Source organism: Deinococcus yavapaiensis KR-236, assembly GCF_003217515.1.
GTDB classification, from domain to species: Bacteria; Deinococcota; Deinococci; order Deinococcales; family Deinococcaceae; genus Deinococcus_A; species Deinococcus_A yavapaiensis.
Genome location: NZ_QJSX01000005.1, coordinates 161,518 through 187,076, shown reverse-complemented (window position 1 = coordinate 187,076; position 25,559 = coordinate 161,518). Strand labels below are relative to the sequence as shown.

The window sequence follows — 25,559 nt, the reverse complement described above, 5'->3', positions numbered from 1 at the left end:
ACGCTCCTAGAGCTTCCACAGCCAGTTCTTGCGGTACATCCACCAAAGCGCGAGCCACGCGACGAGAATGTACCCGGCGGTGTACGCCAGACCGCCCCACGGCGATCCGAGATTCGAGCGCGCGAGGCTCAGCAAGCTGTCTTGCAAAGAGGCGCTCTTGCCCGTCCAGTTCACCGTCCACGACTGCAGGACCCAAACCTTGAACAAGATCGGCGCGACGTACGCGAACAGGGCGTTGCGGCCCGGCACGAGCAGCGGCCACAACCACCTGCCCGCGTTCGAGAAGCGTTCCAGCGAAAAGCATGCCAGCAGCCCCAGTGTTCCCAAGCCCGCGCTGAACGCGATGTAAGACGACGTCCAGACGGGCTTGTTGAAGGGCAGCACCAAGCTCCACAGCAACCCGACGAGCGTCAGGGCGAGGCCGAACGCGAGCAGACGCCGAAAAGCGAGGCGGTCGGCGCTTCGCGCGAACTCGCCCGCGACGCTGCCGAGCAGCACGAGCGCGCCCGTCGGCACGACGGACGTCATGCCGCGCAAGCCGAGCGGCTCCAGGTACGCGCTGTTGAGATGCGAGATGGCGTTGCGGCCTTCCTCGAAGGCGCCCCGCACTCCGCCGGGCAGCGGGTACCAGTGGATGACGAGCGCGTACAGCAGCAGCAGGGCGAACGCAAGGGCGAGCCGAGGGCGCACGGTGAGCAAGCCGCCCAGCGCGCCCACGAGCGACGCGAGCGCGATGACTTGCAGCACGCCCAAGCCGAACGTCGGCGAGCGGTTCACGGCGCTCACGACAAAGCACCCGACGAGGAACAACAGCGCCGTACGCGACGCGAGCTTCAGCGTGAAGTCGCGCGGCGTCATCTTGGCCTTGCGCGTCGCGGCGAGCACGAACGGAATGGCGGTGCCCGCGCAGAACAAGAACCAAGGAAAGACCATGTCCGTCAAGGTCACGCCGCCGCCCCACGGCGCGTGCCTGAGTTGCGCGGGCGTCAGCGATCCGAGCGCGACGTTGTTCACGAGCAGCATCAACAGCACGGTGAGGCCGCGCCACGCGTCGAGGGCGAGCAGGCGACCGGACGACGTTACCGCAGACGTGTCGGGCGAGACGATGGATTGCACTGTCGGAGCGGCCATGTCACCCGTCCTTGTCGAAAGGCGCCGCGAAGTAGAACGTCGCGTCGGCGAGAGGGAATTCGAGAAGGCGCGCCGCTCACGACCTGAACGCTCAACCTTGCGGCCAGCGCGCCTCGTACTTCCGTAACTTCACATTCAACGTGACGCTTTGCGCACCACGCCTCACGGTGAGCTTCAACGTGTCGCCGACGTGCTTGCCGAGCAGGTCCGACTGCAAGTCTTCTTGTGACGCGACGGTTCGGCCGTCCACGGCCGTCACGACGTCTCCGCCGAGGCGCAGGGTGCTTCCGTCGTCGAGGGTGGCGGTCACTGCGCCACCGCGCACGCCCGCGTCGCCCGCCGGACTGCCCGTCAAGACGTCTTGCACCAACAGCCCTTCGCTCGGCAACTTGTTCGCGGCGCGCACGTCCGCTGGAAGCGCGGAGAGGTCGAGGTACCGAAAGCCGAGCGTCGGCGGTGTGAAGTCCTTGCCTGCCGCGAGGTCGGGCAGGAGTCTGCGCGCCGTGTTCACCGGAATCGCGAAGCCCACTCCGGCAAACTGCCCTTCGCCCGTCACGGAGCCCGACGGCGAGATGATCTGCGTGTTGATCCCGACGACCTCGCCCGCGCTGTTCAGAAGCGGCCCGCCCGAGTTGCCGGGATTGATCGCCGCGTCCGTCTGGATGACGCTTTGAGCGACGTTCTTGCTGCCCACGGGGACTTTGCGGCCCACGGCGGACACGATGCCTTCCGTCACGGAGAAGTCGAGGTCGAAGGGCGCGCCCATCGCGATCGCCTTCTGCCCGACGCGCAACTTGTCCGAGTCGCCGAGCGGAATGGGTTTGACGAGGTTCCTCGGAACGTCCTCGGCGCGAATCACGGCGAGGTCGAATTGCGGCGCCGCCCCGACCACGGTCGCCTTGTACTCTTGATCGCGCCCCTTGAGGCGAATCTTGATGGAGGTAGCGCCCTCGATGACGTGGTTGTTCGTGAGGATGTCGCCTCGATCGTCCACGAAGAAGCCCGATCCGGTCGCGCGTGTCTCTCGCGCCGAGGGACTTCCCTGACCGCCGAAGAACGGTTGGAACTCCGGGGGAATGGTCGACGAGTTCGAGGTGACGCCGGGTTTGATGGAGGTGGAGACGTACACGAGGCCGTCTTCACGTGACGCGACGACCGATTCCGTGTTGCGCTCGTTTTCGGTGCCCGCCGCCTTCTCGTCGAGCGGCGCGATCGGTCGAACGGCCGCCACGGGCTGCGGCGCGAAGGAAGGCTTCGAGTTCGCGCTCGCGCCGCTCGCGTGCACGAACTCCACCGTGGCCCCACCGAGCGCGAGGCCGGCCAGCAAAAGAATCAAGTTGGTTCGCATGCTCAAAACTCCGAAAGCGCGAAGAGGACGACGCCGAATCATCTTCGGGAAATCGACCGCACGTCACCCCGAGCGTGACGGCTCGAGAAGCGCCGACCACTCGTCGTCGAACAACGTCAGCGTCAGTCGGCCTCGCAAGCGCAGCTTTCCGAGGGCGGACGCGCCCAAGACGCGCTCGAAGCGGAAGGTGGGAACTTCGAGTGGGTGGGCGTGCGCTTGCTCGAGCCTCACTCGCTCGTGCGCAGACGGTGACCAGGTGCAAGTGATGATGTGCATGACGTCCTCGCGTCCATCAGCCGGGACGCTCGGCGAGAACGCACGCGGCCAGGTGCCGCCCGTCGTCCTCGACCTTAGTTTCCGCGCTTCGCTAACGACAGCATGGAAACGAAGCGCGCCGAGGCGTTCACCTCGGCAAAACCACCCGCACGCGTGTCCCGCCTTCATCGCGCCGCTCGAAGCGGACGCGGCCGGCGTGTGCCTCCACGACTTCGCGTACGACGGCGAGGCCGAGTCCGAAGCCTTCACCTTTCGTGTGGCCGCGCGAGAACGGCTCGAACAGTGTCTCCGCTCCTTCCGGCAAGCCGGGTCCGCTGTCCTCCACGAGCAACTCGGCGAACTCGCCGCGCGGCCGGGCCGTGACGCGCACCTCGCCTTCGCGCGTGAACTTCAAGGCGTTTCCGACGAGGTTCTCGAGGGTGCGCGTGACGAGCGCGGCGTCGACGCGCGCGACGGTTGGTTCTCCGTCGAGCAGCAAGTCGAGTCCTCGCGCGATCGCGAGGGGCGTGAGGCGGTCCACGACGTCGCCCGCGAGGTCGAGCAAATCCGTCTCGAACCGTTCGGGCGTGTTGCGGGCGCGTGAAAGCGTCAGGAGGTTCGCCGTGAGATCTTGCAGCCTCAAGGCGGCGCGTTCCGTGCGCTTGAGGGTCGCGCGGTCCACTTCGGGCGGGCGAGGCCGTGAAAGAGTGTGTTGGACGTCGGCGAGCAAGGCGGCGACGGGCGTACGAAGCTCGTGCGAGGCGTTCGCGAGAAAACGCTCCTCGCGCGCGCGCTGCTCGCGCAGTTCCGTGAGGCTCACGTCGAGCGCGCGCGCGAGCGTTCCGACTTCGTCGCTTGCGTTGACGCCCGGCACCGGCTCGGGCGTATCGAGGCGTCGCACGCGCTTCTCGAGGCGTTCGAGCGTCGCGAGCACCCGCTGCACGAGCAGCGCCGTCAGCAATCCCGCGAGCGCGACGAGTCCGAGGCCCACGAGGCTCGTCGTGAGCGCGTAGCGCTCCAGCGTGCGTCGCGTGGAGGCGAGGCTTCGCGCGACCGAGACCAGCGACGCTTCGCTTTCGACGCGCGCCACGACGAAGTCTCCTTGCCGTGACACGCCGAGGGGCGCGCTTCTCAGCAAGCTTTCCGGCGCGTCGCTGCCGCCCGACCACAACACTTCGCGGTCCCGCAGCACGAGCGCGACGGACGCGCGACCTTCGCGCAGCAGCAGGTTCTGCGCGTCGTCGCGCAGAGTGCCCGGAGCGCGCCGCGCGAGCGACGCGAGCGCGCTCGCCTGCGCGCTCACCTCGTCCTCCACCGCCTGCGTTTCCGCGCGCCACAGCAGCACGCCCACGAGCACGCCGAGCAGCAGTAGCGTCGAGAAGGTCAGTCCGACCGACAGCAACACGAGTCGCCAGCGCAGCGACATGGATCAGTGTTCCGGAAAGCTGTACCCGAGGCCGCGCGTCGTGCGCACCGCGTCGTCGCCGAGCTTGCGGCGCACGTTGCGCACGTACGTCTCCACGACGTTCGACTCCGCCTCGAACCGCCCGTCCCACACGCGGTCGATGAGCTCCTCCTTCGTAAAGACCCGCCCGGGATTCGACGCGAGCACCTCGATCAGGGCGTACTCCTTGGCGGTCAGGGGAACGCGCGCGCCGTCCTTGTACACGGCCCGCGCGTTCCAATCGAAGCGCGCGTCTCGCCACAAGAAGGCCGAGTCGGGCACGGCGCGCGCGCGGCGCACGAGGGCGCGCAGGCGCGCTTGCACCTCGCCGACGTGAAAAGGCTTCACGAGGTAATCGTCGCCGCCCGCGTCGAGCCCGGCGATGCGGTCCTCGACGGCGTCGCGCGCCGTGAGGAACAACACGGGCGCGTGCACGCCGTCGGCGCGCAGGGCGCGCACGAGATCGAAGCCCGCCCCGTCGCCTTCGGGCAGGCGCACGTCCACGACGAGCGCGTCGTACGGAAAGGACCGCGCCAAGCTCGACGCTTCGGACGCGCTGGCGGCCTCGTCCACCGCGTAGCCCGCTTCGCGAAGGTTCGCGGCGAGCGGCGCACGAATGGAGGACTCGTCTTCGATGAGCAGGAAGCGCATGGAATCATGCTACACAGTGAACTCACTGCACGGAAACCAGTTCGCGCGGTATCGTGACGCGTGCCCACCTTTCAAGAGAACCTCGAACGGTACGCGGACTTGCTCGTGCGCGTCGGCGTCAACCTCCAACCTGGCGGCAAACTGCAGCTCAACGCCCCGATCGACGCGGCCGACCTCGCGCGCCTGATCGCCAAGAAGGCGTACGAGGCGGGCGCGCTTGTCGTGGACGTGCGCTACTCCGATCCGCTGCTGGCGCGCGCCACGTACGAAGCGGCGTCCGACGCCGCCCTCGATTACTTCCCCGCTTGGGGCGCCGAGGAGTCGCTGCACAAGATTGAGGAAGGCTACGCCTACCTGTCGTTGACGGGCAGCGATCCCGACGTGTTGGCAGGCGTGGACCCCACGCGGATCGCGCGTTCGTCCAAGGCGTACGGGCTCGGCATGAAGCGCGTGGCGGACCTCATGAGCGCGTCCGCCGTGAATTGGAGCGTCGCGGGCATCGCGACGCCCGGCTGGGCCCGCAAAGTGTTCCCGGACCTCGAGGTGGACGAAGCCGTTGCGAAGTTGTGGGAAGCCATCTTCACCGTGTCCCGCGCGGACGTCGACGATCCCGTGACCGCTTGGCGCGAGCATACCGCCACGTTGAGGCGCGTCGTGGATCACCTCAACGAACGCCGTTACGACGCCTTGCACTTCACGGGAACGGACACCGACCTCACCGTCGGCCTCGCCGACAACCACATCTGGGCGGGCGGTTCGGAAGTCGCGCAGACGGGCATCGAAGCCGTGCCGAACATCCCGACCGACGAGGCGTTCACGGCGCCGCACCGCGACCGCGTGAACGGCCACGTGCGCGCCACGAAGCCCTTGAGTGTGCGCGGCACCCTCGTGGAGGACATTCGCGTGCGCTTCGAGAACGGCCGCGTCGTGGAAGCGACCGCGTCGCGCGGGCAAGACACCTTCGTGCAACTCCTCGACACGGACGAAGGCGCGCGTCACCTCGGCGAAATCGCTCTCGTCGCCGCGTCCGCGCCCGTGGCGCGCACGGGCGTGCTGTTCTACAACACGCTCTTCGACGAGAACGCCGCGTCTCACATCGCCCTCGGCCGCGCGTACTCCATCAACGTCGAAGGCGGCTTGGACGCCATGGCGGCGTCGGGCGCCAACGACTCGCTCATTCACGTCGACTGGATGATCGGTTCGGCCGACATGAACGTCGACGGGATTCGCGAGGACGGCACCACGGAGCCCGTCATGCGAGCCGGAGAGTGGGCGTTCTGAGCGTCGCGCACGGCGGGCGGCGGGCAATACCGCGATTTTCGTAAGAGTTTTGCAAGACGTCCCGGGGCATCGTGACGGTGACCTTCCCGCCCGGAGACTTCTTGACTCAGCACTTGTCACGGCTCAACCAAGCGTCGATGTCCGCCTTGTTGTGCTTGGCGGTCGCGCACACGCTGTGGACGCTGACGGGCGCATTTCCGCTGGAGTGGCGCCCGTACCTCGGCAACTTGATCTACTTTCCGTTGTGCCTGCTGGCGGGCTTCGTGACGTTCGTCCACAGCCGCATCCTCGCGGAGCGGGAGCGGCGTGCCTGGCGCTGGTTCACCTACGGAATCCTGTCGTGGGGCGCCGGGCAGGCCGTGTACACGTACTTGGACTTGAACAGCGAACCGACCTTCCCTTCCTTGGCGGACGTCGGGTACTTGGCGCTGATTCCCTGCTTTCTGGCGGGCGTCGTGCACTTGTTGCGGTCCACCGGAACGTTCCTTCGAACGCTCACGTACGTTCTCGACGTGGCCATCGTGCTCAGCGCCGCGGGAGACGTGGTGTGGCACACGTACGTGCAGCAGGCCATCGAAGGGTACGTCGGCCAGCCCGTGCCGCTGGTCATCGCCTTGACGTATCCGCTGCTGGACTTGCTGCTGCTGGCGTTGACGCTCGCCATGCTGATGTGGCGCCCGCAAGGCCTGCGAAGCTTGCAAATCGCCGCGCTCGTCGGGGGATTCGCGTTGTTTTTGACCGCAGACATCCTCTACGCCTTTCAAAGCGCGCAAGGCACGTACCAACTCGGGCGTCCTTTGGACACCTTTTGGACGTGGGGCATCGTGGCGGTCGCGAGCGCCGCGTACGCCGGTCCGAGGATCGCGACGCCGCGCCGCGTTGCCCGCATTCCGACCCGGCCGTACGGCGTCGTGCTTCCGTCCGCCGCGATCCTCGTGTCGTACGCCCTGTACTTCGTGACGCAAGTCGGGCGTAAGGCCGTCACGTTCGACGGAGGCGTGGCTGTCGTGTCCCTCGTGGTGTTCACGCGGCAACTCGTCGCGTTGCTCGACAACCACCACCTCGCCGTGAACCTCGCGCATCAAGCGGCGCACGATCCGCTGACGGGTCTGCTCAACCGAAGCGCCTTGCAGGAACGCTTGCAGGAAGCCATCGACGACGGGGCCGCGCTTGACGAGCGTGTCGCCGTCTTGTTCATCGACCTCGACCGCATGAAGCACGTCAATGACAACCTCGGGCATACCGCCGGGGATCACGTGCTCCGCACGATCGGCGCTCGCTTGGCGTCCCTGCTGCAAGACGCGGATTTCGCCGCGCGCTTCGGGGGAGACGAGTTCGTCGTCGTCCTTCCCGGAAGCGACGAGGCGGCCGCAACGGTATTCGCGCGGCGCCTGCTCGACGCGATCGCTCAACCCATCGTGGTGCACGGCAAAGCGCTCCACGTGACGGCGAGCGTTGGCGTGGCGATGTGCCCCGACGACGCTCGCGACGTGGACGCGGCGCTGCAACGCGCGGACGTCGCGATGTACCAAGCCAAGGGGTACGGAAAGAACACCTTTCGCTTCGTGGACGCGCAAACGCACGAAACGCACGTGCAGTTGCTGCAGTTGGAAGAGCACTTGCGGCGGGCGCTGCGGCACGACGCCTTGGAACTGCATTACCAACCGCTCGTGCGGCTCTCCGACGACGGGCACGCGGGCTTCGAGGCGTTGCTTCGCTGGAACTCGGCGCTTCTCGACAGCGTGCCGCCCCACACGATTATCAAGGTGGCCGAGCAGCACGGCATGATGCACGAACTCGGCGCGTGGGTCTTGCGGCGCGCGGTGCGGCAGGTGGGAGAGTGGAGGCGCGACGGGCTGAAGGATGCGAGCGTGTCCGTCAACGTCACGGCGTCGCAGTTCGCGCACGCGGACTTCGCGCGTGACGTCGTCGCGCTTCTCGCCGAGCATGACGTGCCCGCCAGCGCCTTGGTGCTGGAAGTCACGGAGAGCACGCTGATCGTCGACTTGCAGGATTCGGCGGAGAAGATGACGGTGTTGCGGCAACTCGGGGTGCGCGTGGCTTTGGACGACTTCGGCACGGGGTACTCCAGCTTGAGTTACTTACGGCAGTTGCCTGTCGACATCCTCAAGTTGGACCGCTCCTTCGTGCGCACGTTGAACGACGGCAGTGAGGTGTTCGTGCAGGCCATCGTCTCCTTGGCACATCACCAAGGCGCGCTCGTCGTGGCCGAAGGCGTGGAGGACGCGTGGCAGGTAGAGCGTGTGCGAGCATTGCGGTGCGATTGGGCGCAAGGGTACTGGTTCGCGAAGCCCATGGCACCCGACGAGGTTCGCGCGCTCGTCGCTCGAACCTCCGAGGAAGATCCGGGCGGCGTCTCCCCGAACAGATCCGCGACTTGAGAAGCGCCGCTGTTCCGAACGCGGCGAACGAACGAAAAGCGCTGCCTCTTCGGTAAACGAAGAGGCAGCGGGCACGTGAATTTACTGTCCTTGCCCCAGCGCGTAGCCGGGAACGCCGTCGAACAAGCACAAGTGCTCGGTCTTGACGTAATCGAGGCCGAGTTCGTGCACGCTCGAAAGGACCTTGAGGATGTCCTCGTGGGACACGGACCGGTTCGTGTCGCGGCGCGAGAAGCGGCAGCGCCAATGGTCGGACTTCAGGGTCTCCTTGTGACCTTGCGGCCAGACTTTCACTCCTCGGTTCGTGATCATCTCCAGCTTGAGGGCGTCCGTCTGCGCTTTCACGAGGACTTCGGCGAGCACGTCGGGGTCGCGGCCCGATTCGCTCCAATCGAGGAAGACGTCGACGCCCACGAGCTCCTTTTTCGCGCGCTGACGCGGCGCGGCGTCGATGGAGAGCTTGAGAGGCGCGGGCACCGTTTTGATCGCGCCGAGTTCCCGGGGCTCCTGCCCGAGACGTTCGATGACGGCGTCGGCGAACTCGTTCGTGCCGACTTCACGCACGGTCCGCTCTCCGGCGATGTCCTTCGTGTGAACGCCGTCCTCGATGGTGCGCAGCCAAGCGTTGTGGATTTGCCTCGCCGCCTCCCCTTGCCCGATGTGCGCGAGCATCAAGATGGCGGCGTGCAGCAGCCCGCCGGGATTGGCGACGTTCTGACCGGCGATATCGGGCGCCGAGCCGTGGATGGCTTCGAACATCGCGCCAGAAACGCCGATGTTCGACGATCCGGCGAGTCCCACGCTGCCCGCGACGTCCGCCGCGATGTCCGACAGGATGTCGCCGTAGAGGTTGAGGGTGACGATGACGTCGAACCGTTCGGGCCGCGTGGCGAGGCGCGCGGCCGCGATGTCGACGATCATGTGCTCTTGCTGCAGGTCCGGGTATTCCTTGCCGATCTCGTCGAAGACCTTGTGGAAGAGCCCGTCGGTCAGCTTCATGATGTTGTCCTTGCTGATCGCCGTGACCTTCTTGCGGCCGTGTGCCCGCGCGAGCTCGAAAGCGTAGCGCACGATGCGCTCGCAGCCGTCTCGGGTGATGAGCTTGAGGCACTGCGTCACCTCGTCCGTCTGACGGTGCTCGATGCCCGCGTACAAGTCCTCTTCGTTTTCGCGCACGATGATGACGTCGATCTGCGGATGCAAGGTGGGCACGAAGGGCGCGTAGGCGCGCGTCGGGCGTACGTTCGCGTACAACCCGAGGCTTTTGCGCAGCGTGACGTTGAGGCTCTTGTAACCGCTGCCCTGAGGCGTCGTGATGGGCGCCTTGAGCAGCACGCCCGTGCGGGCGATGCTGTCCCACGCGCTGTCGGGAATCCCGCTCGTGACACCGCTGAGGTATACGCTTTCGCCGACTTCGATCACTTCGGGCGCGATCTTCGCGCCGCCCGCCTCCAAGATGCGCAGCGTGGCCTCCATGATCTCCGGGCCGATGCCGTCTCCGTACGCGACCGTGATGGGCGTTGCGACAGGATGTTCATTGGTGTGCTCAGCAAGGGTGCTGGTCATGATTAGTCCTCCGACGCACACTCTGCCTGACGTCACAATTCCCGACAACGTTTCGCGTCGCAGACAGGTTCTGCTACACTTGCCGACAATGGTGGGGGTTCGCAGCCTCCACGTGCCCGAGAAGCCACGAAAAACGCCTCTCCTTGATAGGAGAGGAGCCGGAAGGGCGAGCTTTTACGACAACGCGCGTCCGCTGTTCGCCTTGTCCTGCCACACGTCGCCCGTCTTGTCGACGAGGGTGACGGACAGCCAAGCTCCGTCTCGGACGGCTCGCGCGACGCTACCGAGCGTTCTCGAGTACGGTCGGGGACGTCCGTGCGTCCCGAGGACGACGCTGATCGCGCCAAGCCGTTTCGCTTCGTCGAGGATGACGTTCGCGACATGTTGTCCTCGGCATTCGCGCAACACGAAGTCCGCGCCCACGAAGCGCAAGCGACGCTTGGCGGCATTCAAGACGGCTTCGCCGCCGCGCCGCAGGACCGTGAGCTGCACGTCGTACAGTTCGGGTCGGCCGCTCGGCAGGGGGTCGGGCAGAACGTGCAGCACGCACAAGCGCGCGCCGAGCACGCGCGCGGCGTCGAGGGCGCGGTCGAGCGCGAGGGTGCCCGTGGGACTGCCGTCCGTCGCGATCAGCACGACGGGTCGTCCCGGCAGGGCGGGGGAGAGGGGCGTTTCTTCAAGGAATGTCGACAATGCCGGGGTCACGCACTTCCTCCTTCGAGCGGGCGGAACCTCGAGAAGCTCGAGGCGCGCAGGTGCATCAAGGCGAAGATCTGCTCGCGGCTCACCTTGCCAAGATACCGTTCGCGCTCCACGGCAAGCAACTCGTCTTCCTGCGCCGCATGCGTGCGATTCAACTTCGAGAACGAGGAGGCGCTCGGCGCGAAGCCGAAGAAGCAAGAAACGACGCGATTCGGTTCGGCGAGCGACCAAGACGGCCGCACGACGTCCGCACTCTGCGGGTGATGTTCGAGCAGTATTCCAAAGGGCTTTGCGGTCGGAAGGCCGCGCATCCGGAACCTCCGTGGATCGAAGAGGTGGCACGTGAAAGCGAGCCGGGAACTCACCCGGCTCTTGGCGTTCAGACGGTCGTCGGCGTTCGGGCGTCCAGGTCCGCGGGCAGTTGGGCGTGGTGCCTCAAGTCCGGGACGAGGGGCGTGCGTTCGGCCACGACGGGCGTGCTTTCGTCGGGCGTGAGGTTCACGCCGAGACACACCAGGGTGTACCAGATGCTGTCCTCGTCGTTCACGAGCGCGTACCGCCCGCGCAAATACAAGCTTTCGAGCGCGGGGCGTCCCAGCACGTTTTCCACGGTCGCGAGCGACACGGTGCCGCGACCGAGTCGGCTCACGACGAATACGCGATCCATGGTGCCGGGGACGAAACGGCAAGTCAGACTACACGTAAGCAAGGTACTCCTCCCAAACGAACGAGGCGAAATGCGTCTACGCTGGAATGTGAACGTTGTCGAACGTGTCGCTGCAAGGGGACGTCATCGCTGCCGTGAAGCACTTGCCTCACGATGAACCTCCGAACGCAGGTCTGGCCTTTTGTGCTCGCGCCGGACCGCCTTTGGCGGTCGTACTGACGGCGTCGAACTCCCGAAGCGGGCGGCTACTCCCCGGCGATGTCGTAAGACCATAGTAAGCTCATTGATGTAGGTTCGCGCAAGGTCATTTGCTTAAGGTCCTCCTAGGGGCATTCTCATGTCATTACCCTTGGGAGGCGGAACTCAATTCTCCGCGTTGCTCGCGCTACGCTGTGCGTCATGCAAGAGACGCTCGACCTTCTTCGACGCTACTACGAGGCCTTCAACTCCGGGGACACCGAGACGTTCCTGAGTCTCCTCACCGACGATGTCGCGCACGACGTCAACGAAGGGGAACGTGAGATCGGCCGCGAAGCCTTCGCGCGCTTCATGGACCGCATGAACACGTCGTACCGAGAGCGCATCACCGACCTCGCGTTCATGAGCAGTCCCGACGGGTCGCGGGCGAGCGCCGAGTACGTCGTGCAAGGCACGTACCTGCAAACGGACGCGGGCCTGCCCGAGGCGAACGGCCAAACGTACCGTCTGCCCGGAGGTGCGTTCTTCGAAGTACGCGGCGGCAAAATCGCGCGTGTCACGAACTACTACAACCTTCAAGAATGGATTCGCCAGGTCTCGAAGTGACGTTTCGGCTCACGCGGCACGTCGGCGCGGACATCCGAGCGGTCGTGCCGCAACTGGCGCGGCTACGCACCACCGTCTTTCGCGACTTTCCGTACCTCTACGACGGCGATCCGGCGTACGAGGAGAATTACCTCGCGACGTACGTGAACTCGCCGCGCTCGGTCGCCGTGCTCGTTTGGCACGACGACAAGGCCGTGGGCGCCACGACTGCCCTGCCGCTCGTGGACGAGACGCCGCAAGTGCGCGCTCCCTTCGAAGCGGCCGGCATCGACGTCGCGTCGGTCTTCTACCTCGGGGAGTCGGTGCTGCTCGACGCCTATCGAGGGCGCGGCCTCGGCGTGCGCTTTTTTCAAGAGCGTGAATCGCACGCGAAGAAGCTCGGCTTTCGCGTCGCCGCGTTCTGCGCCGTGCAGCGTCCCGCCGACCACCCGTCGCGCCCCAAGCGCTACGAACCGCTCGACGCTTTTTGGCACAAGCGCGGCTACGAGAAGCGCGAGGACCTCACGACGACCTTTTCGTGGCAAGACGTCGGCGAGGACCACGAAACCGCCAAACTCATGACCTTTTGGCTCAAGGAGCTCGCATGAACATCGCCATCGCCCAGTACCACGTCGAAGCGCAGCCGAGCTGGGACGCGTACGTCAGCAAGATCACGAGCTGGATTCAGGAAGCCGCCTCGAACGGAGCGCAAGTGCTCGTGTTTCCCGAGTACGCCTCGCTGGAACTCGCCAGCCTCCTCGCGCCGCACATCCAAGCGGACGTGAAATTGCAACTGCCCGCCCTGCAAGCCTTCCTGCCCGACTTCGTCGAACTTCACCGCTCGCTCGCCGCCCTGCACGGGGTGTACGTCGTCGCGGGCAGCTTTCCCGTCGCGGACGGCGGGAAGTACGTCAACCGCGCGTACTTCCTGACCCCGCAGGGAACGGTGCATCATCAAGACAAACTCGTCATGACACGCTTCGAGGACGAGAAGTGGGGCGTGGCCGCCGGTGAAGGCCTCACGGTCTTCCACACGTCGCTCGGCAACGTCGGCATCAACATCTGCTACGACTCGGAGTTTCCGCACCTCGCCCGCGCCCTCGCCGAAGGTGGCGCGGAAGTTTTGCTCGTTCCGAGTTGCACCGAGACCATCATGGGCTACCACCGCGTCGAGATCGGCAGTCGCGCCCGCGCCCTCGAAAACCAGATGTACGCCGTGCAATCTCCCTTGGTGGGCGCCGTGCCCTGGAACGAGGCGATCGACGTGAACACGGGCGCGGCGGGCGCGTACGGTCCGATCGACCACGGTTTTTCCGCGCAAGGCGACGGCGTCGTCACGAAGGGACCGCTCGGCGTGGCGACTTGGGTGTACGTGACGCTCGACATTGCCCGACTGCGCCGCGTGCGCGCCGACGGCACGACCCTCAACTACCAGCACTGGCCTCTCGGTGAAGCTCAAGCGAAGGGGGGCGCCGAAGTCGTGACCCTCGGGGTCTCGAGGATGCAGACGCCGACGACGGCGTGACCGGACCTTCGAGCCGACACGACACGCGAGAAAAACAAGGAGGGAAGGGCGCTTGCCCTTCCCACTCTTCGAACTTCGCCTGTCAAGCGACGCTGTTGTCGATGTGCGCCAGCAGGTGGCGGTAATCACGCGTGAGGTCCGCGAAATCGCTGTCGCACGCCGTGGTGCTCGCGGCGCGACGCTTCTGTCCCCGGACGTCGTCGGAACGGGGCGTGAACTCGTCATGGTTCCGGACGCGTTTGGTGAAGGCGGAAACGTCGACGCTCATGCCCTCTGTTCTAGCGCGGACGGGTCTCCGGAGGATAGGCGTGAGCTTAGGAGGCTCTTGACGGGCTTCTCAGGGAGTTCTTGCGAAACCCATGAAGTTGCTTGGCCACGAACGCGATCGCGGGGTGCGTCCACTTCCCGATGATGTCGCCCGACCGAAGGGCCCCCAGCAGATCCTCGGGCGTCGTCACCGAGCGGTCGGGCGTTTGAACCCAGCACTCTCCGACTTGATCGTCGGTATGCGCGTCCGAGCCCGCGCTCGCCGGAAGGTCGCGCTTCGCCGCCCACTCGCCCGCCTCGGCGTTGTAGCGGACGTTGGACACGCGGGCATTGAAGCTCTCGACGATGTCGATCTCGTCTCTCACGCGCTCGAGCGCCTCGGGCCGAAGGCGGTGGCGCTTGAGCGGATCGAAGCCGTGCGGCAGCAACACCAAGCCGCCTTGATCGCGAATGGCCCGCACGGTGTCCTCGGCGCTCATTCCCGCCGGAATGCGGTCGTGCAAAAACAGCCCGATTATTTCTCCGTCGCGCGTGCTGACTTCCTCGCCGACGATGATCGTGAGGCGATCGTCGAGGCTCAAGGCCCGCACGAGGGTTCGCAAGGCGACGGCTCCCCAAATCTCGTTGTGATCCGTGATCGCCTGCACGGCGATTCCGCGCCGAAGCAGCAAGTCCGGAAAGTCGTGGATGGGCGTGCGGCAGTCCTTCGACGCTTCCGAGTGGCAGTGCAAGTCCATTTTCACACGCTCACCTCCACACGCGGCAAGAACAATTCCAAGGCGCTCGGCAAGACGTCCACCGTGATGCGCACCTCGTCGCTGGGCAAGGGAAGCGGCGTGTCGCGCGGCGGCCATACTTCCCCGTCGACGTGCCACGCCGAGCCGTTCCAGCCGACGTCGAGCGAGGAACCGCGTTCGGTTCGCACGCTGGGCAAGGCGTCGAACTCACCGACGAGCAGGGCGCGCAGGTACGCGAGGGTCGAGTCGCGCTCGCTCGCGTCTACGAGCACGAAGTCGAGCAGTCCGTCCGACGGGTCGGCGCTCGGAGCGAGCCTGAGCCTCGGTCCGGTCGCCGTGGTGTTCAACGCCTCGAAGAGGAAATAACCGCCGCTCGCGTCCCGCCCGTCGATCTTGGCGTGCAAGTCCAGCGGCGCGTACGTGCCGAGCGTCGAGGACAAGGCGGACAAGGCGCGTTGAACGCTCTTGCCTTCCTCGGGGTCGTACGCGGCGAGCGTATCGGCGTACAAGCCGACGCCGCACGCCTCCAGGAAGTGTTGCTCGCCCCACGGCGCACGCACCACGCCCACGTCGAGCGGCCTTTTGTGCGGATCTCTCAGCCCCGAGGCGAGCTTGAGCGGGTCGCCTTCCACGCCGAAGGTCCGCGCGATGTTGTTCGCCGTGCCGAGCGGCAAGACCGTGAGGGGAAGGTCGCGTCCCAAGAGGCGAAGGGCGGTCGCCCGCAAGGTGCCGTCCCCGCCGATCGCGACGACGAGCCCGCTCGCGGCGTCGAGAGCGCGATCCAACTCCGTCTCGTCGGCAGTCGCGTGGCTGACCGGATCGTAACCGGCGTCGTGCAGAGCGCGCTCCAAGGCGGGCACATCCACGCGATTCGCGCCTCCGGCGTTCGAATTGAAGATGATCGTCGCTTGCAAGTTCAAGTCCTCTCAAGATGTTTCGAGCCGCGCCACGCGGCGCCGTAGAGCACGCCGCCGAGCAGGGCGGGAACGAAGACGGTGGCCGCGCGGAACAGCAAGGTCGCCACGAGGCCGTCCTCTACCGCGACGCCGCCGAACGTCGCGAGAAACGCCACCATGCCCGCCTCCGTGACGCCCGCTCCACCGGGCGTGGGCGTGAGGCGCCCGGCGAGGGTCGGCAATACGAACGCGAACAGCAGGAGCGACGGTGGCAACTGCACGCCGACTTCGCGCAGACACAGTGACAGCACGAACACCTTCAGCGTGAACGCGAGCACCGTGAGCAGGAACGCGAACGCCAACCGCGACGGGCGCAAGGTCCCGCGAAGGGCCTCCTCGAAGTGCGCCCAGCCGTCTCGCGCGCCGAAGCGGGCCAAGAGGGGCTGCACGAGCCGACCCACGAAGTTTCGCGCGGCCGGAACGCTCAGCAGCACCAACAGCAAGACGAGAACCGGCAGCAGCCAAGCGGCGGAGCGGGCGTCCGGGAGAATGACGACGGCGACGATCAGCACGAGACCGAAGAACACCTGATCGAGAATGCTGACCGCGAGGACGGGCACGAGGCCGCGCGAAACGGGCACGCCGAGCTGATTCAACAATGCCGTCCTCGCCGCGACGCCGCCCGGCAGCAAGGCGGTCGCTTCCGCCGAGAGGTAGGCGCGCATCACGAGCGCCGTCGGCAGGTCGCTCACTCCGCGCGTCACCACGGCGAAGATGAAGCTGCGAAACACGGTGTACAACACGCCGAGGCCCAGCACGAGCAACACCAAGGCGGGCTGCAACCGTGAGAGCGCCGCCGCCACGTCGCCCGCCCGCACGAAGGTCAGGGCGGCCCACGCGACGCCGATCAGGACGACGGCGTGCAACAGGAGGTCGAGGCGAACGCGCGAACGGCGAGGCACGATTCCACGCTAGGACACCTCGGCCACCTTCACTTGGGACGCGACTCAACGCGCCTTGAGGAAGGGCTACAATAAAGGGATGTCCCATGCCGCCTCGTTCCGCGACGTGCTGCTGACCTGTCCTCTCGACTGCCCCGATGCCTGCCGTCTCAAAGTGCGCCTTCAGCGGGGCGAGGACGGAAGCGAACGCGCCGTGAAGGTCACGGGAGACTCCGACCATCCCATCACGAAGGGCTTCGCGTGCGCCAAGACCGTGCATTACCCCGCGCGGCAATACCACGAGGACCGTCCCTTGCATCCCTTGAAGAAAGTGAACGGCGAGTTCGTGCGCGTCACTTGGGACGAGGCGCTCGACGAGATCGCCGAGCGCCTCCGAGTGATCTTGGACCGGGACGGTTCCGACGCGATCTTGCGTTACAACTACGCGGGCACGATGGGTCTCATGGAAGGCAGCCACGTCCACGCCTTCTTCCGCGCGCTCGGCGCGCCCGAACTCGACGAGACGATCTGCGCGACCGCCGGAAGCGCCGCGTGGGAACTCGGCTACGGCGCGCCGCGAATGGGCGTCGATCCCGAGGACGTGCCGCACGCCCGACTCATTTTGCTGTGGGGCATCAACTCCCTCACGACGAACAGCCACCTCACGCCGTGGTTGACCCAGGCGAGGAAGAACGGCGCGCGCATCGTGCACGTCGATCCGTACCGCAACAAGACGAGCTTGTACGCCGACACTCACCTCAAGATTCGCCCCGGCACGGACGCCGCCCTCGTCCTTGGCGTCTCCAGGATCGTCATCGAGCGCGGCTGGCACGACCGCGAATACATCGAGCGCGCCACGGAAGGCTTTGAGGCCTTCGAGGCGGCGACGCGCGAGTGGACGCTCGACAAGACCAGCGAGGTCACGGGCCTGTCCGAAGAAGAGATCGTCGATCTCGCGACGGCGCTCGGCACCACCCGCCCGACGTACATTCGCGTCGGGTACGGCATGACGCGTCACGAGCGCGGCGGCACGAACTTGCGCGCCGTGACATTGCTGCCCGCCCTGCTCGGCGACTGGAAGTATCGTGGCGGCGGCGCGAATCTCACGACGAGCGGCGCGTTTCAACTCAACCGCCGTAAGCTCGGCGCGGGTCATCTCGTGAAGCCGGGCGTGAAGCGCGTGAACATGAACGAGCTCGCGTCCGCCCTCGCGCCCGAAGCGGGCTTCAAGGCGGCGTTCGTGTACAACTGCAATCCCGCCGCCGTCGCGCCCGACTCGGGCCGCGTGAAGGCGGGCCTCGCGCGTGAAGACCTCCTCGTCGTGGTGCTGGAGCAGGCCATGACCGAGACGGCGCGCCTCGCCGACTTCGTCCTGCCCGCCACGACGTTCATGGAGCACGCGGACGTGTACACCAGTTACGGCCACCACTACCTCTCGTACAATCCGCGCACACTCGAACCGCTCGGCGAGGCGCGCCCCAACACCTGGGTCTTTCAGGAACTCGCCCGCCGCCTCGGCCTGACCGAGGAGACGATCTACTGGAGCGTCGACGACCTCCTCGCGCACCTGCTCGACACGCGCCATCCGCACCTCGCGGGCGTCACGCCCGACCGCCTCAAGGACGAAGGCAGCGTGAGGCTCACTCTTCCCGAGGTGTTCTTGCCGTACGCGAACGGTGCGGCGACGAGCTCTGGCAAGGTGCGGTTCACGCCCGCTCCCTTGCACGTCTCGCCGAACGCCCTTCTGTCCGACGAGTTTCCGTTGCGACTTCTCACGCCGCCCGCGCATCACTTCTTGAACTCCACGTACGGCAATCTCGCCAACTTGCGGCAAGCCGAAGGCGGCGAGCCGCACGTCATGGTGCATCCCAAGGACGCGCAACGCTACGGCTTGGACGACGGGGAACTGTGCACCATCGCGTCGGAAGTCGGCGCCGCCGTGCGGCGCGTACGCGTCACGGACGCCGTTCAGCCGAGCGTCGCTGTCGTCGAAGGAACGTGGTGGGGCCTCTCGGCGCCCGACGGAACGAGCATCAACGAGGTCACCGCCCAAACCTTGACGGATCTCGGCGGTGGCAGCACCTTCCACAACACCCGCGTGCGGCTCACGCCCGTCACCGTGACCACCCCGAGGGCCCTCCAAGAAGCGTAGAAGATAGCGAGAAGGGCGGGTGTTTCACCCGCCCTTCTCGCTATCTTCGTTCTATTCTCAGGACGCGAAGTCGAGCGTCCGGGCGTCGATCCAGAGCCCTTCGAGGTCGTAGTAGTCGCGCGCCTCGCGCGTCATGACATGCACGACGATCGAACCGAAGCTCATGAGCAGCCAGCGTTCGCTGGGCCCTTCGACGCTCGGAGCGGGCAAGCCGACTTCGCGCGCCTTTTCGCGGATGTTCTGCACGACCGCGTTGAGCTGCAGGCCCGCCGTGGCGGTGCAGATCACGAAGAACTCCAAGGTGCTGGAGACGTCCGTCAAGTCCAGCACGATGATGTCCTCGGCGCGGCGCTCTTCGGCGGCGGCGGCGATGGTTTCCAGTTGCTTGCGAACATAAGTGTCAATCATGGGTCACTCCATTGAGGTGCGCGCTTTCGCGCGGAGGATTCAAAGCGGCGAGTTCCGCGAAGTGTTGCAGGGCGTCGCGGCCGAGCAGGACGCCCACTTCGCCTGTCTCGACGGGGAAGCGCAGACCTTGCAGGCGCGGCAAGCCCAACAGCGACGCGAGGTCCGTCGCGCTGCCGACCTCGTCGACGGTGAAGACTTGACTGCTCTCGTCGTGCGCGGGTTGCGCCTCGACGTTCGATACGACGTAACCACGCCCTTTGAGGGCCCACGCGAGCTTCTGCCCGAGGTTTTCGCCCGAGGCGTCGAAGATGCGCACGCTGGCTTTCTGCTGCGCCACGAGCGTCGGCGCTCCCGATCCCCACAAGCGTGCGAGCGCCGCTCGATCCGGCGCGAGGTTGGTGGTGCCGCGAATTTCGGTGGTGGGTAGCGTGGCGAAGTTGAGCGCGTAATCTCCGAGGAACGGCCGCATCTGCTCCAACATGGCGGGGTCCGCGTTGGTTTCCACGCCTTCTTGAAAGCCGAACAGCAGCGTCGGCAAGGCGGCGAGGCCGCGAGCTGACTTGAGCTTGCCCACGAGTTGCGCGATGGCGGCTTTCTGGTGATCCATGCGTCCGTAGTCGTCCCCGAATCCTTTGCGGACCCGCATGTACAGCACGGCCTCAGGACCCGCGAGGTGATGCTGACCGGGCGACAACTTGAAGTTCACGTTCGCGGCGTTGTCGATCCACTCGATGCCCGGCTCGGGAACGTTGACGTCCAGGCCGCCGAGCGCGTCGATGACGCTCGCGACGTACGTCGTCTTCACGACCGCGTAGTAGTCGATTCGGTCGCCCGTGATTTCCTCGACGCGTTGTACGAGGCGTTCGGGGCCGCCGAACGAGTACGACGCGTTGACCTTCTGCGCGCTCCAGGTGAGGTCGGTGCGAAACTCGCCCGCTTGGGTGTCGCGCGGAATCGACAAGACGTTCACGCCCGACGCCGACACGCGCAGCAGCATGATCGTGTCGGTGTTCGTCATCTTGCGGGCTTCAGGTGAATTCTGATCTTTGCAAGGCGTGTGGTAGTAGCAGTACGCGATGTCGCGTCCGGCGAGGAGCATCGTGAATTGCGGCGGCGTGCCGGGCGTGGTTTGAGCGACGCGACGCGCCTCTCCGGCGGTGCTCGTCATCGTCCAGTACCCCGCCAAGGACACGGACGCCAAGGCGATCGCCGAGAGTTGCAGGGCGCGCCAAAGCGGCACCGTCCGCACGTTCTCCGAGTAGAACGTTCGCGCGCCGGACGGTCTCATTCCTGCAACCCCAGCGCTTGGAACGTGGCCATGGTTCGCGGATGCACCTCGATGCCCCGCCCGCACAGGTAACGCACCTTCGACCCGATGGAGCGCTTCAAGGCGCCGTCGAGGTCGCTCAAGGCGAGCTCGCGAATGTCGGCGTTCACGCCGCGTCCCGGCTCGCTGACGTCGGCGATGTACACGCAAGCCGACACGAGGTTGCCCGGGCGCGGTCCCGTCGTGTGGTCTTCCACGGCCTCCAACACCACGCGGTCCGTGAAGCCCCAGCGTTCCAGCAAGACGCGGCCCGCGCGGCCGTGCAAGGCGAGGGGGTGCGCGGCGTCGATGGCGCACTCGGGCGTGGCGAGGCGAAGCAACTCGCTGTCGGGCAAGTCGCGCGCCACGTCGTGAAGTACACCCGCCGCGAAGGCGCGGGGCACGTCCACGCCGTTCGCGGCGGCGATGTCCGCCGCGAGGTGCGCGACGCGCAGCACATGCTCGAAGCGACGCGGCTTGACCATGAGGCGCACACGCGCCTGCCAAGCGTCGAGGTCGACGTGCAGCGGTTCATTCGGTGGGGCGAGTACAGGTCCGGCCACGATCTTTATGCGGCCTCCGCCGCGACCTCCGAAGTATACCAAGCTGCCCTGAGAGCCTGGGAAGAACTTAGAAGACAATCTGATCTCGCTGACCTCGACCACGCCTCGTTCCTTAATCGTCTTCGAAGTACTCGAAGCGGAACGGCCCGATCACCACGGTGTCGCCCTCGCGGGCACCCGCACGCTTGAGCGCGTTCGTGAGCCCTTGACGCTTGAAGTACCCCGTGAGATATTCCGCCGCGTCGGTGATGTGCCGCTCGAAGCGCGACAAACGCTCTTCGAATCCTCCCCCGGTCACCACGAACACGCGCTCCTCGTCCGTCGACTGATCCGCCGACAGAACCACTTTGAGCGGCTCGGGCGCCGCGACCGTCTCCGGCTCTTCCTCCAGAGCGTGGGTTTGCGCCCACAACTCGCGCGAAGGCAGCAGATCGAAGATCGTTTCGCGAAGTTCGTCGAGCCCGATTTCCTCGGCGGCCGACACGCGCAGAATCGGCAAGCCCGTCTCGGCGAGGTCCGCCTCGATCATGGCGCCGATCTCGTCGTCCACGAGGTCGACTTTGTTGAGGGCGATGAGGCCGACGCTGTCCAAAAGGCTCGGGTCGTACGAGCGCAGCTCTGCCTGAAGCGACGCGAGTTCCCGAGCGGGATCTCGGTCCGCCGCGAGGACGTACACCAAGAGGCGCGTGCGGCTGATGTGCCGCAAGAACTCCAAGCCCAGCCCCTTGCCTTCCGACGCGCCCTCGATGATGCCGGGAATGTCCGCCATCGTGAAGCGCCGATCCCGCTCGGCGTCCTCCACCACTCCGAGGATGGGGGAGAGGGTCGTGAACGGATAGTCGGCCACGAGCGGATTGGCGCGCGACAGGGCGGCGAGCAAGCTCGACTTCCCCGCGTTCGGATATCCCACGAGCCCGACGTCGGCGATGAGGCGCAACTCCAAACGCAGGCGCCGCTTCTGGCCCTTCGTGCCGAGCTCCGCGAACCGCGGCGCTTGCCGCGTCGCCGTGACGAACACGGAGTTGCCGCGCCCGCCCGTGCCGCCTTTGGCCACGACCTTCACCTGGCCGATCGCCGTGAGATCGGCGACGACCTTGCCGGTGTCGGCGTCGAAGGCAGTCGTGCCGACCGGCACTTCGATCACGAGGTCCTCACCGTCCGCGCCGTTGCGCAAGCGGCCCTCGCCGTACCGGCCGTTGTCGGCCTTGAACTTGCGCTTCCCCACGAGGGTTTCCAGGGAGGCGATGTTGTTCACGGCGCGCAGCAGGACGCTTCCGCCCTTGCCGCCGTGGCCGCCGTCCGGACCGCCCTTCTCGAGGTACTTCGCGCGGTGAAAACTCATCGCGCCGTCCCCACCGTTTCCTGCGATCACTTCGATGTCGAGCACGTCACGAAACGCCACGCTTCACCTTCCTTCACCTTCTTCATCGCGCTTTCGCTTTGACCGAAAGCACGAAAACGCGGGGGCGAGCAAGCCCCCGCATTCCAACATTCGAGTTGACGTCGTTCAGTCCGCCGCGATGGCCGCGGCCGGCTGGACGCTGATGAAACGGCCCTTGCCGCCCTTGTTGTCGAAGACGACTTGGCCGTCGACGAGCGCGAACAGGGTGTGGTCGCGGCCCATGCCGACGCCCTTGCCTGCTTGGAACTTCGTGCCGCGCTGACGCACGAGGATGTTGCCCGCGCGCACGACTTCGCCGCCGAACTTCTTCACGCCGAGGTACTTCGGGTTGCTGTCGCGCCCGTTCTTCGAGGAGCCTACGCCCTTCTTGTGTGCCATGTCAGTTCACCTCTCCCGAAAGGCTTACGCTTGCGCGATGCCCGTGATGCGGATCGCCGTGAATTGCTGACGGTGACCCGTGCGGCGACGGTATTGGATACCGCTCTTGTACTTGCGGATGTAGATCTTCTTGTGCTTGCCGTGGTCCACGACTTCGGCGTTCACGGTAAAGCCGTTCGCCGCGTCGCCGATGAGGGTTTGCTCGCCGACGACGAACAAAGGCTTGAAGGTCATGGTCGTGCCCGCTTCGCCCGCGAGCTTCTCGACGCGCAGAACGTCGCCTTCCTGCACGCGGTATTGCTTCCCACCGCTCGTAATGATTGCAAACATGCTGTTCTTCCTCCCGGCCCCGAGCACTTCAGTGCCCTGTAGCGCGTCACACGCCCGCCGAGGCGGGTCATCAGCAAACGAGTGTATCACGCTCTGCGCGAAGACCTCAAGCCCGTGTCACAATACCCCTCATGACGCAGGCCCACAAGACGCAAGTCGCCCTCATCGCGCACGACAAGAAGAAGCTCGATCTCGCCCTGTTCGCCCTCGCGTACAAGGACATCTTGTCGCGCTTCACCCTCGTGGCGACGGGCACGACCGGAGGGCTGCTGCAAGACAAGACGGGCCTGCGCATCGAACGCGTCCTTTCCGGTCCGCTCGGAGGCGACCAACAGATCGGCGCGCGCATCGCCGAGGACAAGGTCCTCGCCGTGATCTTCTTTCGCGATCCTCTCACCGCACAGCCGCACGAGCCCGACGTCACGGCCCTCGTACGGCTGTGCGACGTGCACGACGTACCTCTGGCGACGAACCCCGCGACCGCCGGGGCCGTCATGCTGTGGCTCGCCGAACGGGCGCAGGCGCTCAGCGCGGGCGTTTGATCGTCTCGATGCGTACGGGGTTCGACAACACCTCCACGTAGGTGCCCCACAACCGCTCGGCGTCGTCTCGCGTTTCTGGCAGATGTGCGAAGCGGAAGTACGCGGCGTCACCGCTGCCGAGCACGAACGTGGGCGTGCCGAACACCCCGAGATGCGCCGCCTCCTCCAAGTCGGTCGCGAGTTCTTGGCGCAAGCCCGTCTCGTCTTGCAGCGCGAGTTCGAAGCGCTCCAAGTCGAGGCCCGCACGGCGAGCCGCTTCCCGCGCCGTTTCGGGATCGTCGAGTTTCAAGCCGTCGACGTGCCGCAAGCGGAACAAGTGCAGCGCGAATGCGAACGCGAGTTCCTCGCCTTGACGGCGCGCGGCGTGCGACGCCATGAACGCCCGCAAGCTCGCCTGCTGGAACTCGGAGCCTTCGCCGAGCGGTTGGCGCGCGAGCAGCCACGTCGGGTTGCGACGCTCGGGATTCTCGGCATGGTTGCCTTGCACGAGGCTGTAGTGCACGAGTCGAGGCCGCTCGCCGATCAACGCCATGAGTTCGAGGCCGCGCCAAGCGAACGGACACAGGAAGTCGAAATACACGATCATGCGCGGACCGTACCACGGGCGAAGAGGTCCGCACGAAGGCCACGTCACGTTTTCGGCGTGACGTGCGTGTGCGACACTGCCTTCGTGGCCACGCCTCCCGGATTCGACTTGCCGAGCCTCGACGTTCAAGCGAGTCTGCGCGTCCTCGACCTCGTCGGCATCTTCGCGTTCAGCCTCTCGGGAGCGCTCGTCGGGGTGCGCAAGCGCTTCGACCTGTTCGGCGTCGTCGTATTGGGCTGCGTGACCGCCGTCGGAGGCGGCTCGATTCGCGACGCCCTCACGGGCACCGTACCGCCCGTGTACCTGCGTGACGAGACGTACTTGTGGGTGGCGATTCTCGGAGCGGTCGTAGGCTTCGCGTTCGGCCCGCGCTTGGAGCGCTTCGACCGGACCCTCAGCGTCTTCGACACGCTCGGACTCGCCTTGTTCGCGGTGTCGGGCGCTCTTGGCGGCCTCGCGTTGGGCTTCGGCCCGCTCGGCGTCATCTTCGTCGGAGCGCTTTCCGGCGTGGGCGGCGGCGTGATTCGTGACGTGCTCGCGCGAGAGACGCCCCAGATCCTGTACCGACACGACCAGTTGTACGCGACGGCCGCCGCCGCCGGAGCGCTCGTCGTGTACCTGCTGCACGGCCGCGTCCCCGATCTCGCCTCGCAACTCGTCGCGGCGGGCATCGTGATCGCGCTGCGCTGGCTGTCTCGGCGTGGCCGCGTTCGTCTGCCCGTGCGGCGCCTGCCGGAAAGCGAGCTCGGTCCCTGAGCCGGAAGCCTCAAGCGGTGAGGTGTGCTGGACAGCCTTTGGACCGAGGAGCTTCCCGGGCCGTAAACTGATCCTCATGTCGCTTCTGAACCAATCCGCGCCGGACTTCACGCTGCCCGCCTCGACGGGCGAGAGCATCACGCTGAGCGCTTACAAGGGTCGCAAGCACGTCGTCCTCGTGTTCTACCCGCTCGACTTCTCGCCCGTGTGCAGCCTGCAGCTTCCCGAGTACAGCGGCCTGCAAGACGACTTCGCCGACGTGGACGCGGTCGTGCTCGGCATCAGCCGTGACTCCGTGTACACGCACAAGGCGTGGGCCGCCGAGTACGGCATCGACGTGCCCCTGCTCGCCGACATGAAGCTGGAGGTCGCCCACGCGTACGGAGTCGCCATCGACGAGCGCGGCACTACCAAGCGCGCCGTGTTCCTGATCGACAAGGACGGCGTCGTTCGCTTCGAAGGCGTCGAGGAGCAGACGCGCAACTACAACGTGCGTCCCGAACACGTGCTGGAGCAAATTCGAGGATTGTGATTGCGCCA

Annotated in this window: 29 protein-coding genes; 9 read left to right on the top strand and 20 right to left on the bottom strand. The window is 66.2% G+C overall.

Translation table 11 applies throughout. The annotated features are described in order from the left end of the window. Positions 1-6: 6 nt before the first annotated feature. The 5 genes from DES52_RS08260 to DES52_RS08240 all read right to left on the bottom strand — a co-directional run bounded on the left by DES52_RS08260 (position 7) and on the right by DES52_RS08240 (position 4,829). On the bottom strand, positions 7-1,131 hold the full coding sequence (locus DES52_RS08260) for an acyltransferase family protein (RefSeq protein WP_110886315.1): 1,125 nt from the start codon (positions 1,129-1,131) through the stop codon (positions 7-9). A 91-nt stretch (positions 1,132-1,222) separates the two neighbouring features. Further along, entirely contained in the window at positions 1,223-2,479 is a 1,257-nt protein-coding gene (locus DES52_RS08255) for a S1C family serine protease (RefSeq protein ID WP_110886428.1), read from the bottom strand. Between the two features lie 63 nt (positions 2,480-2,542). Then, a complete protein-coding gene (locus DES52_RS08250; protein ID WP_110886314.1) occupies positions 2,543-2,755 on the bottom strand; it encodes a hypothetical protein in 213 nt (70 codons plus the stop codon). A 127-nt stretch (positions 2,756-2,882) separates the two neighbouring features. Further along, positions 2,883-4,160: a sensor histidine kinase gene (locus DES52_RS08245; protein ID WP_110886313.1), complete on the bottom strand. Its 1,278-nt coding sequence runs from the start codon at positions 4,158-4,160 to the stop codon at positions 2,883-2,885. A 3-nt stretch (positions 4,161-4,163) separates the two neighbouring features. Next, positions 4,164-4,829 (bottom strand): response regulator transcription factor, encoded by a 666-nt coding sequence (locus DES52_RS08240; protein WP_110886312.1) that lies wholly within the window; start codon positions 4,827-4,829, stop codon positions 4,164-4,166. Positions 4,830-4,889: 60 nt separating this feature from the next. Here DES52_RS08240 and DES52_RS08235 point away from each other — a divergent pair, with 60 nt between their 5' ends. Together DES52_RS08235 and DES52_RS08230 are read left to right on the top strand one after the other, a co-directional pair. Further along, the gene (locus tag DES52_RS08235; protein WP_110886311.1) at positions 4,890-6,110 is read left to right on the top strand and encodes an aminopeptidase; all 1,221 of its coding nucleotides are present in this window, start codon (positions 4,890-4,892) and stop codon (positions 6,108-6,110) included. Positions 6,111-6,211: 101 nt separating this feature from the next. After that, complete coding sequence (locus DES52_RS08230) at positions 6,212-8,512, top strand: putative bifunctional diguanylate cyclase/phosphodiesterase (protein ID WP_146237216.1); 2,301 nt, start codon at positions 6,212-6,214, stop codon at positions 8,510-8,512. Positions 8,513-8,593: 81 nt separating this feature from the next. Here the strand turns inward: DES52_RS08230 and DES52_RS08225 are convergent, their stop codons facing one another. The 4 genes from DES52_RS08225 to DES52_RS08215 all read right to left on the bottom strand — a co-directional run bounded on the left by DES52_RS08225 (position 8,594) and on the right by DES52_RS08215 (position 11,447). Beyond that, positions 8,594-10,078, bottom strand: coding sequence for an NADP-dependent isocitrate dehydrogenase (locus DES52_RS08225; protein ID WP_110886309.1), 1,485 nt, complete (start codon positions 10,076-10,078; stop codon positions 8,594-8,596). Positions 10,079-10,252: 174 nt separating this feature from the next. Further along, entirely contained in the window at positions 10,253-10,783 is a 531-nt protein-coding gene (locus DES52_RS22870; RefSeq protein ID WP_170130950.1) for a universal stress protein, read from the bottom strand. Then, a complete protein-coding gene (locus tag DES52_RS22865) occupies positions 10,780-11,091 on the bottom strand; it encodes a hypothetical protein (protein WP_170130949.1) in 312 nt (103 codons plus the stop codon). Before DES52_RS22865 ends, DES52_RS22870 begins: the two co-directional genes overlap by 4 nt. A 68-nt stretch (positions 11,092-11,159) precedes the next feature. Further along, a complete protein-coding gene (locus DES52_RS08215) occupies positions 11,160-11,447 on the bottom strand; it encodes a hypothetical protein (RefSeq protein ID WP_110886307.1) in 288 nt (95 codons plus the stop codon). A 399-nt stretch (positions 11,448-11,846) separates the two neighbouring features. Here DES52_RS08215 and DES52_RS08210 point away from each other — a divergent pair, with 399 nt between their 5' ends. Genes DES52_RS08210 through DES52_RS08200 form a run of 3 tightly spaced genes read left to right on the top strand, consistent with a single transcriptional unit; the run spans position 11,847 to position 13,755 of the window. Then, entirely contained in the window at positions 11,847-12,251 is a 405-nt protein-coding gene (locus tag DES52_RS08210; RefSeq protein ID WP_110886306.1) for a ketosteroid isomerase-related protein, read from the top strand. Then, positions 12,227-12,838, top strand: a complete 612-nt coding sequence (locus DES52_RS08205; RefSeq protein ID WP_211317882.1) for a GNAT family N-acetyltransferase — start codon at positions 12,227-12,229, stop codon at positions 12,836-12,838. Before DES52_RS08210 ends, DES52_RS08205 begins: the two co-directional genes overlap by 25 nt. Beyond that, positions 12,835-13,755 (top strand): carbon-nitrogen hydrolase family protein, encoded by a 921-nt coding sequence (locus DES52_RS08200; RefSeq protein WP_110886305.1) that lies wholly within the window; start codon positions 12,835-12,837, stop codon positions 13,753-13,755. Before DES52_RS08205 ends, DES52_RS08200 begins: the two co-directional genes overlap by 4 nt. 82 nt (positions 13,756-13,837) lie before the next feature. Here the strand turns inward: DES52_RS08200 and DES52_RS08195 are convergent, their stop codons facing one another. Genes DES52_RS08195 through DES52_RS08180 form a run of 4 tightly spaced genes read right to left on the bottom strand, consistent with a single transcriptional unit; the run spans position 13,838 to position 16,617 of the window. Next, the gene (locus DES52_RS08195; RefSeq protein WP_110886304.1) at positions 13,838-14,023 is read right to left on the bottom strand and encodes a hypothetical protein; all 186 of its coding nucleotides are present in this window, start codon (positions 14,021-14,023) and stop codon (positions 13,838-13,840) included. Between the two features lie 46 nt (positions 14,024-14,069). Then, a complete protein-coding gene (locus tag DES52_RS08190) occupies positions 14,070-14,759 on the bottom strand; it encodes a PHP domain-containing protein (RefSeq protein ID WP_245900847.1) in 690 nt (229 codons plus the stop codon). Positions 14,760-14,761: 2 nt separating this feature from the next. Beyond that, a complete protein-coding gene (locus DES52_RS08185) occupies positions 14,762-15,679 on the bottom strand; it encodes a diacylglycerol/lipid kinase family protein (RefSeq protein WP_245900820.1) in 918 nt (305 codons plus the stop codon). Then, positions 15,676-16,617: a lysylphosphatidylglycerol synthase transmembrane domain-containing protein gene (locus tag DES52_RS08180; protein WP_170130948.1), complete on the bottom strand. Its 942-nt coding sequence runs from the start codon at positions 16,615-16,617 to the stop codon at positions 15,676-15,678. Before DES52_RS08180 ends, DES52_RS08185 begins: the two co-directional genes overlap by 4 nt. A gap of 79 nt (positions 16,618-16,696) precedes the next feature. Here DES52_RS08180 and DES52_RS08175 point away from each other — a divergent pair, with 79 nt between their 5' ends. Next, on the top strand, positions 16,697-18,748 hold the full coding sequence (locus tag DES52_RS08175) for a molybdopterin oxidoreductase family protein (protein ID WP_110886302.1): 2,052 nt from the start codon (positions 16,697-16,699) through the stop codon (positions 18,746-18,748). Between the two features lie 57 nt (positions 18,749-18,805). Here DES52_RS08175 and rsfS read toward each other — a convergent pair whose 3' ends face one another. The 6 genes from rsfS to rplU all read right to left on the bottom strand — a co-directional run bounded on the left by rsfS (position 18,806) and on the right by rplU (position 23,135). Further along, the gene (gene rsfS / locus DES52_RS08170) at positions 18,806-19,156 is read right to left on the bottom strand and encodes a ribosome silencing factor (protein ID WP_110886301.1); all 351 of its coding nucleotides are present in this window, start codon (positions 19,154-19,156) and stop codon (positions 18,806-18,808) included. After that, positions 19,149-20,444: an LCP family protein gene (locus tag DES52_RS08165; RefSeq protein ID WP_110886300.1), complete on the bottom strand. Its 1,296-nt coding sequence runs from the start codon at positions 20,442-20,444 to the stop codon at positions 19,149-19,151. The genes rsfS and DES52_RS08165 overlap by 8 nt, the downstream gene beginning before the upstream one ends. Beyond that, positions 20,441-20,947, bottom strand: coding sequence for a bis(5'-nucleosyl)-tetraphosphatase (symmetrical) YqeK (yqeK, locus tag DES52_RS08160; RefSeq protein ID WP_110886424.1), 507 nt, complete (start codon positions 20,945-20,947; stop codon positions 20,441-20,443). The genes DES52_RS08165 and yqeK overlap by 4 nt, the downstream gene beginning before the upstream one ends. Before the next feature lie 190 nt (positions 20,948-21,137). Next, on the bottom strand, positions 21,138-22,427 hold the full coding sequence (gene obgE, locus DES52_RS08155) for a GTPase ObgE (RefSeq protein ID WP_110886299.1): 1,290 nt from the start codon (positions 22,425-22,427) through the stop codon (positions 21,138-21,140). 105 nt (positions 22,428-22,532) lie between these two features. Further along, on the bottom strand, positions 22,533-22,805 hold the full coding sequence (gene rpmA / locus DES52_RS08150; protein WP_110886298.1) for a 50S ribosomal protein L27: 273 nt from the start codon (positions 22,803-22,805) through the stop codon (positions 22,533-22,535). A gap of 24 nt (positions 22,806-22,829) precedes the next feature. Next, a complete protein-coding gene (gene rplU / locus DES52_RS08145) occupies positions 22,830-23,135 on the bottom strand; it encodes a 50S ribosomal protein L21 (protein ID WP_110886297.1) in 306 nt (101 codons plus the stop codon). 131 nt (positions 23,136-23,266) lie between these two features. On the opposite strand from rplU, the gene DES52_RS08140 reads away from it, so the two are divergent. Further along, positions 23,267-23,677, top strand: a complete 411-nt coding sequence (locus tag DES52_RS08140; RefSeq protein ID WP_110886296.1) for a methylglyoxal synthase — start codon at positions 23,267-23,269, stop codon at positions 23,675-23,677. Here the strand turns inward: DES52_RS08140 and DES52_RS08135 are convergent. Further along, on the bottom strand, positions 23,661-24,263 hold the full coding sequence (locus DES52_RS08135; protein WP_110886423.1) for a DsbA family oxidoreductase: 603 nt from the start codon (positions 24,261-24,263) through the stop codon (positions 23,661-23,663). The two genes, DES52_RS08140 and DES52_RS08135, sit on opposite strands and share 17 nt — an antisense overlap. Before the next feature lie 84 nt (positions 24,264-24,347). Here DES52_RS08135 and DES52_RS08130 point away from each other — a divergent pair, with 84 nt between their 5' ends. Together DES52_RS08130 and DES52_RS08125 are read left to right on the top strand one after the other, a co-directional pair. Further along, entirely contained in the window at positions 24,348-25,019 is a 672-nt protein-coding gene (locus DES52_RS08130; RefSeq protein ID WP_110886422.1) for a trimeric intracellular cation channel family protein, read from the top strand. A gap of 76 nt (positions 25,020-25,095) precedes the next feature. Next, positions 25,096-25,551 (top strand): redoxin domain-containing protein, encoded by a 456-nt coding sequence (locus DES52_RS08125; RefSeq protein WP_110886295.1) that lies wholly within the window; start codon positions 25,096-25,098, stop codon positions 25,549-25,551. Positions 25,552-25,559: the final 8 nt, after the last annotated feature.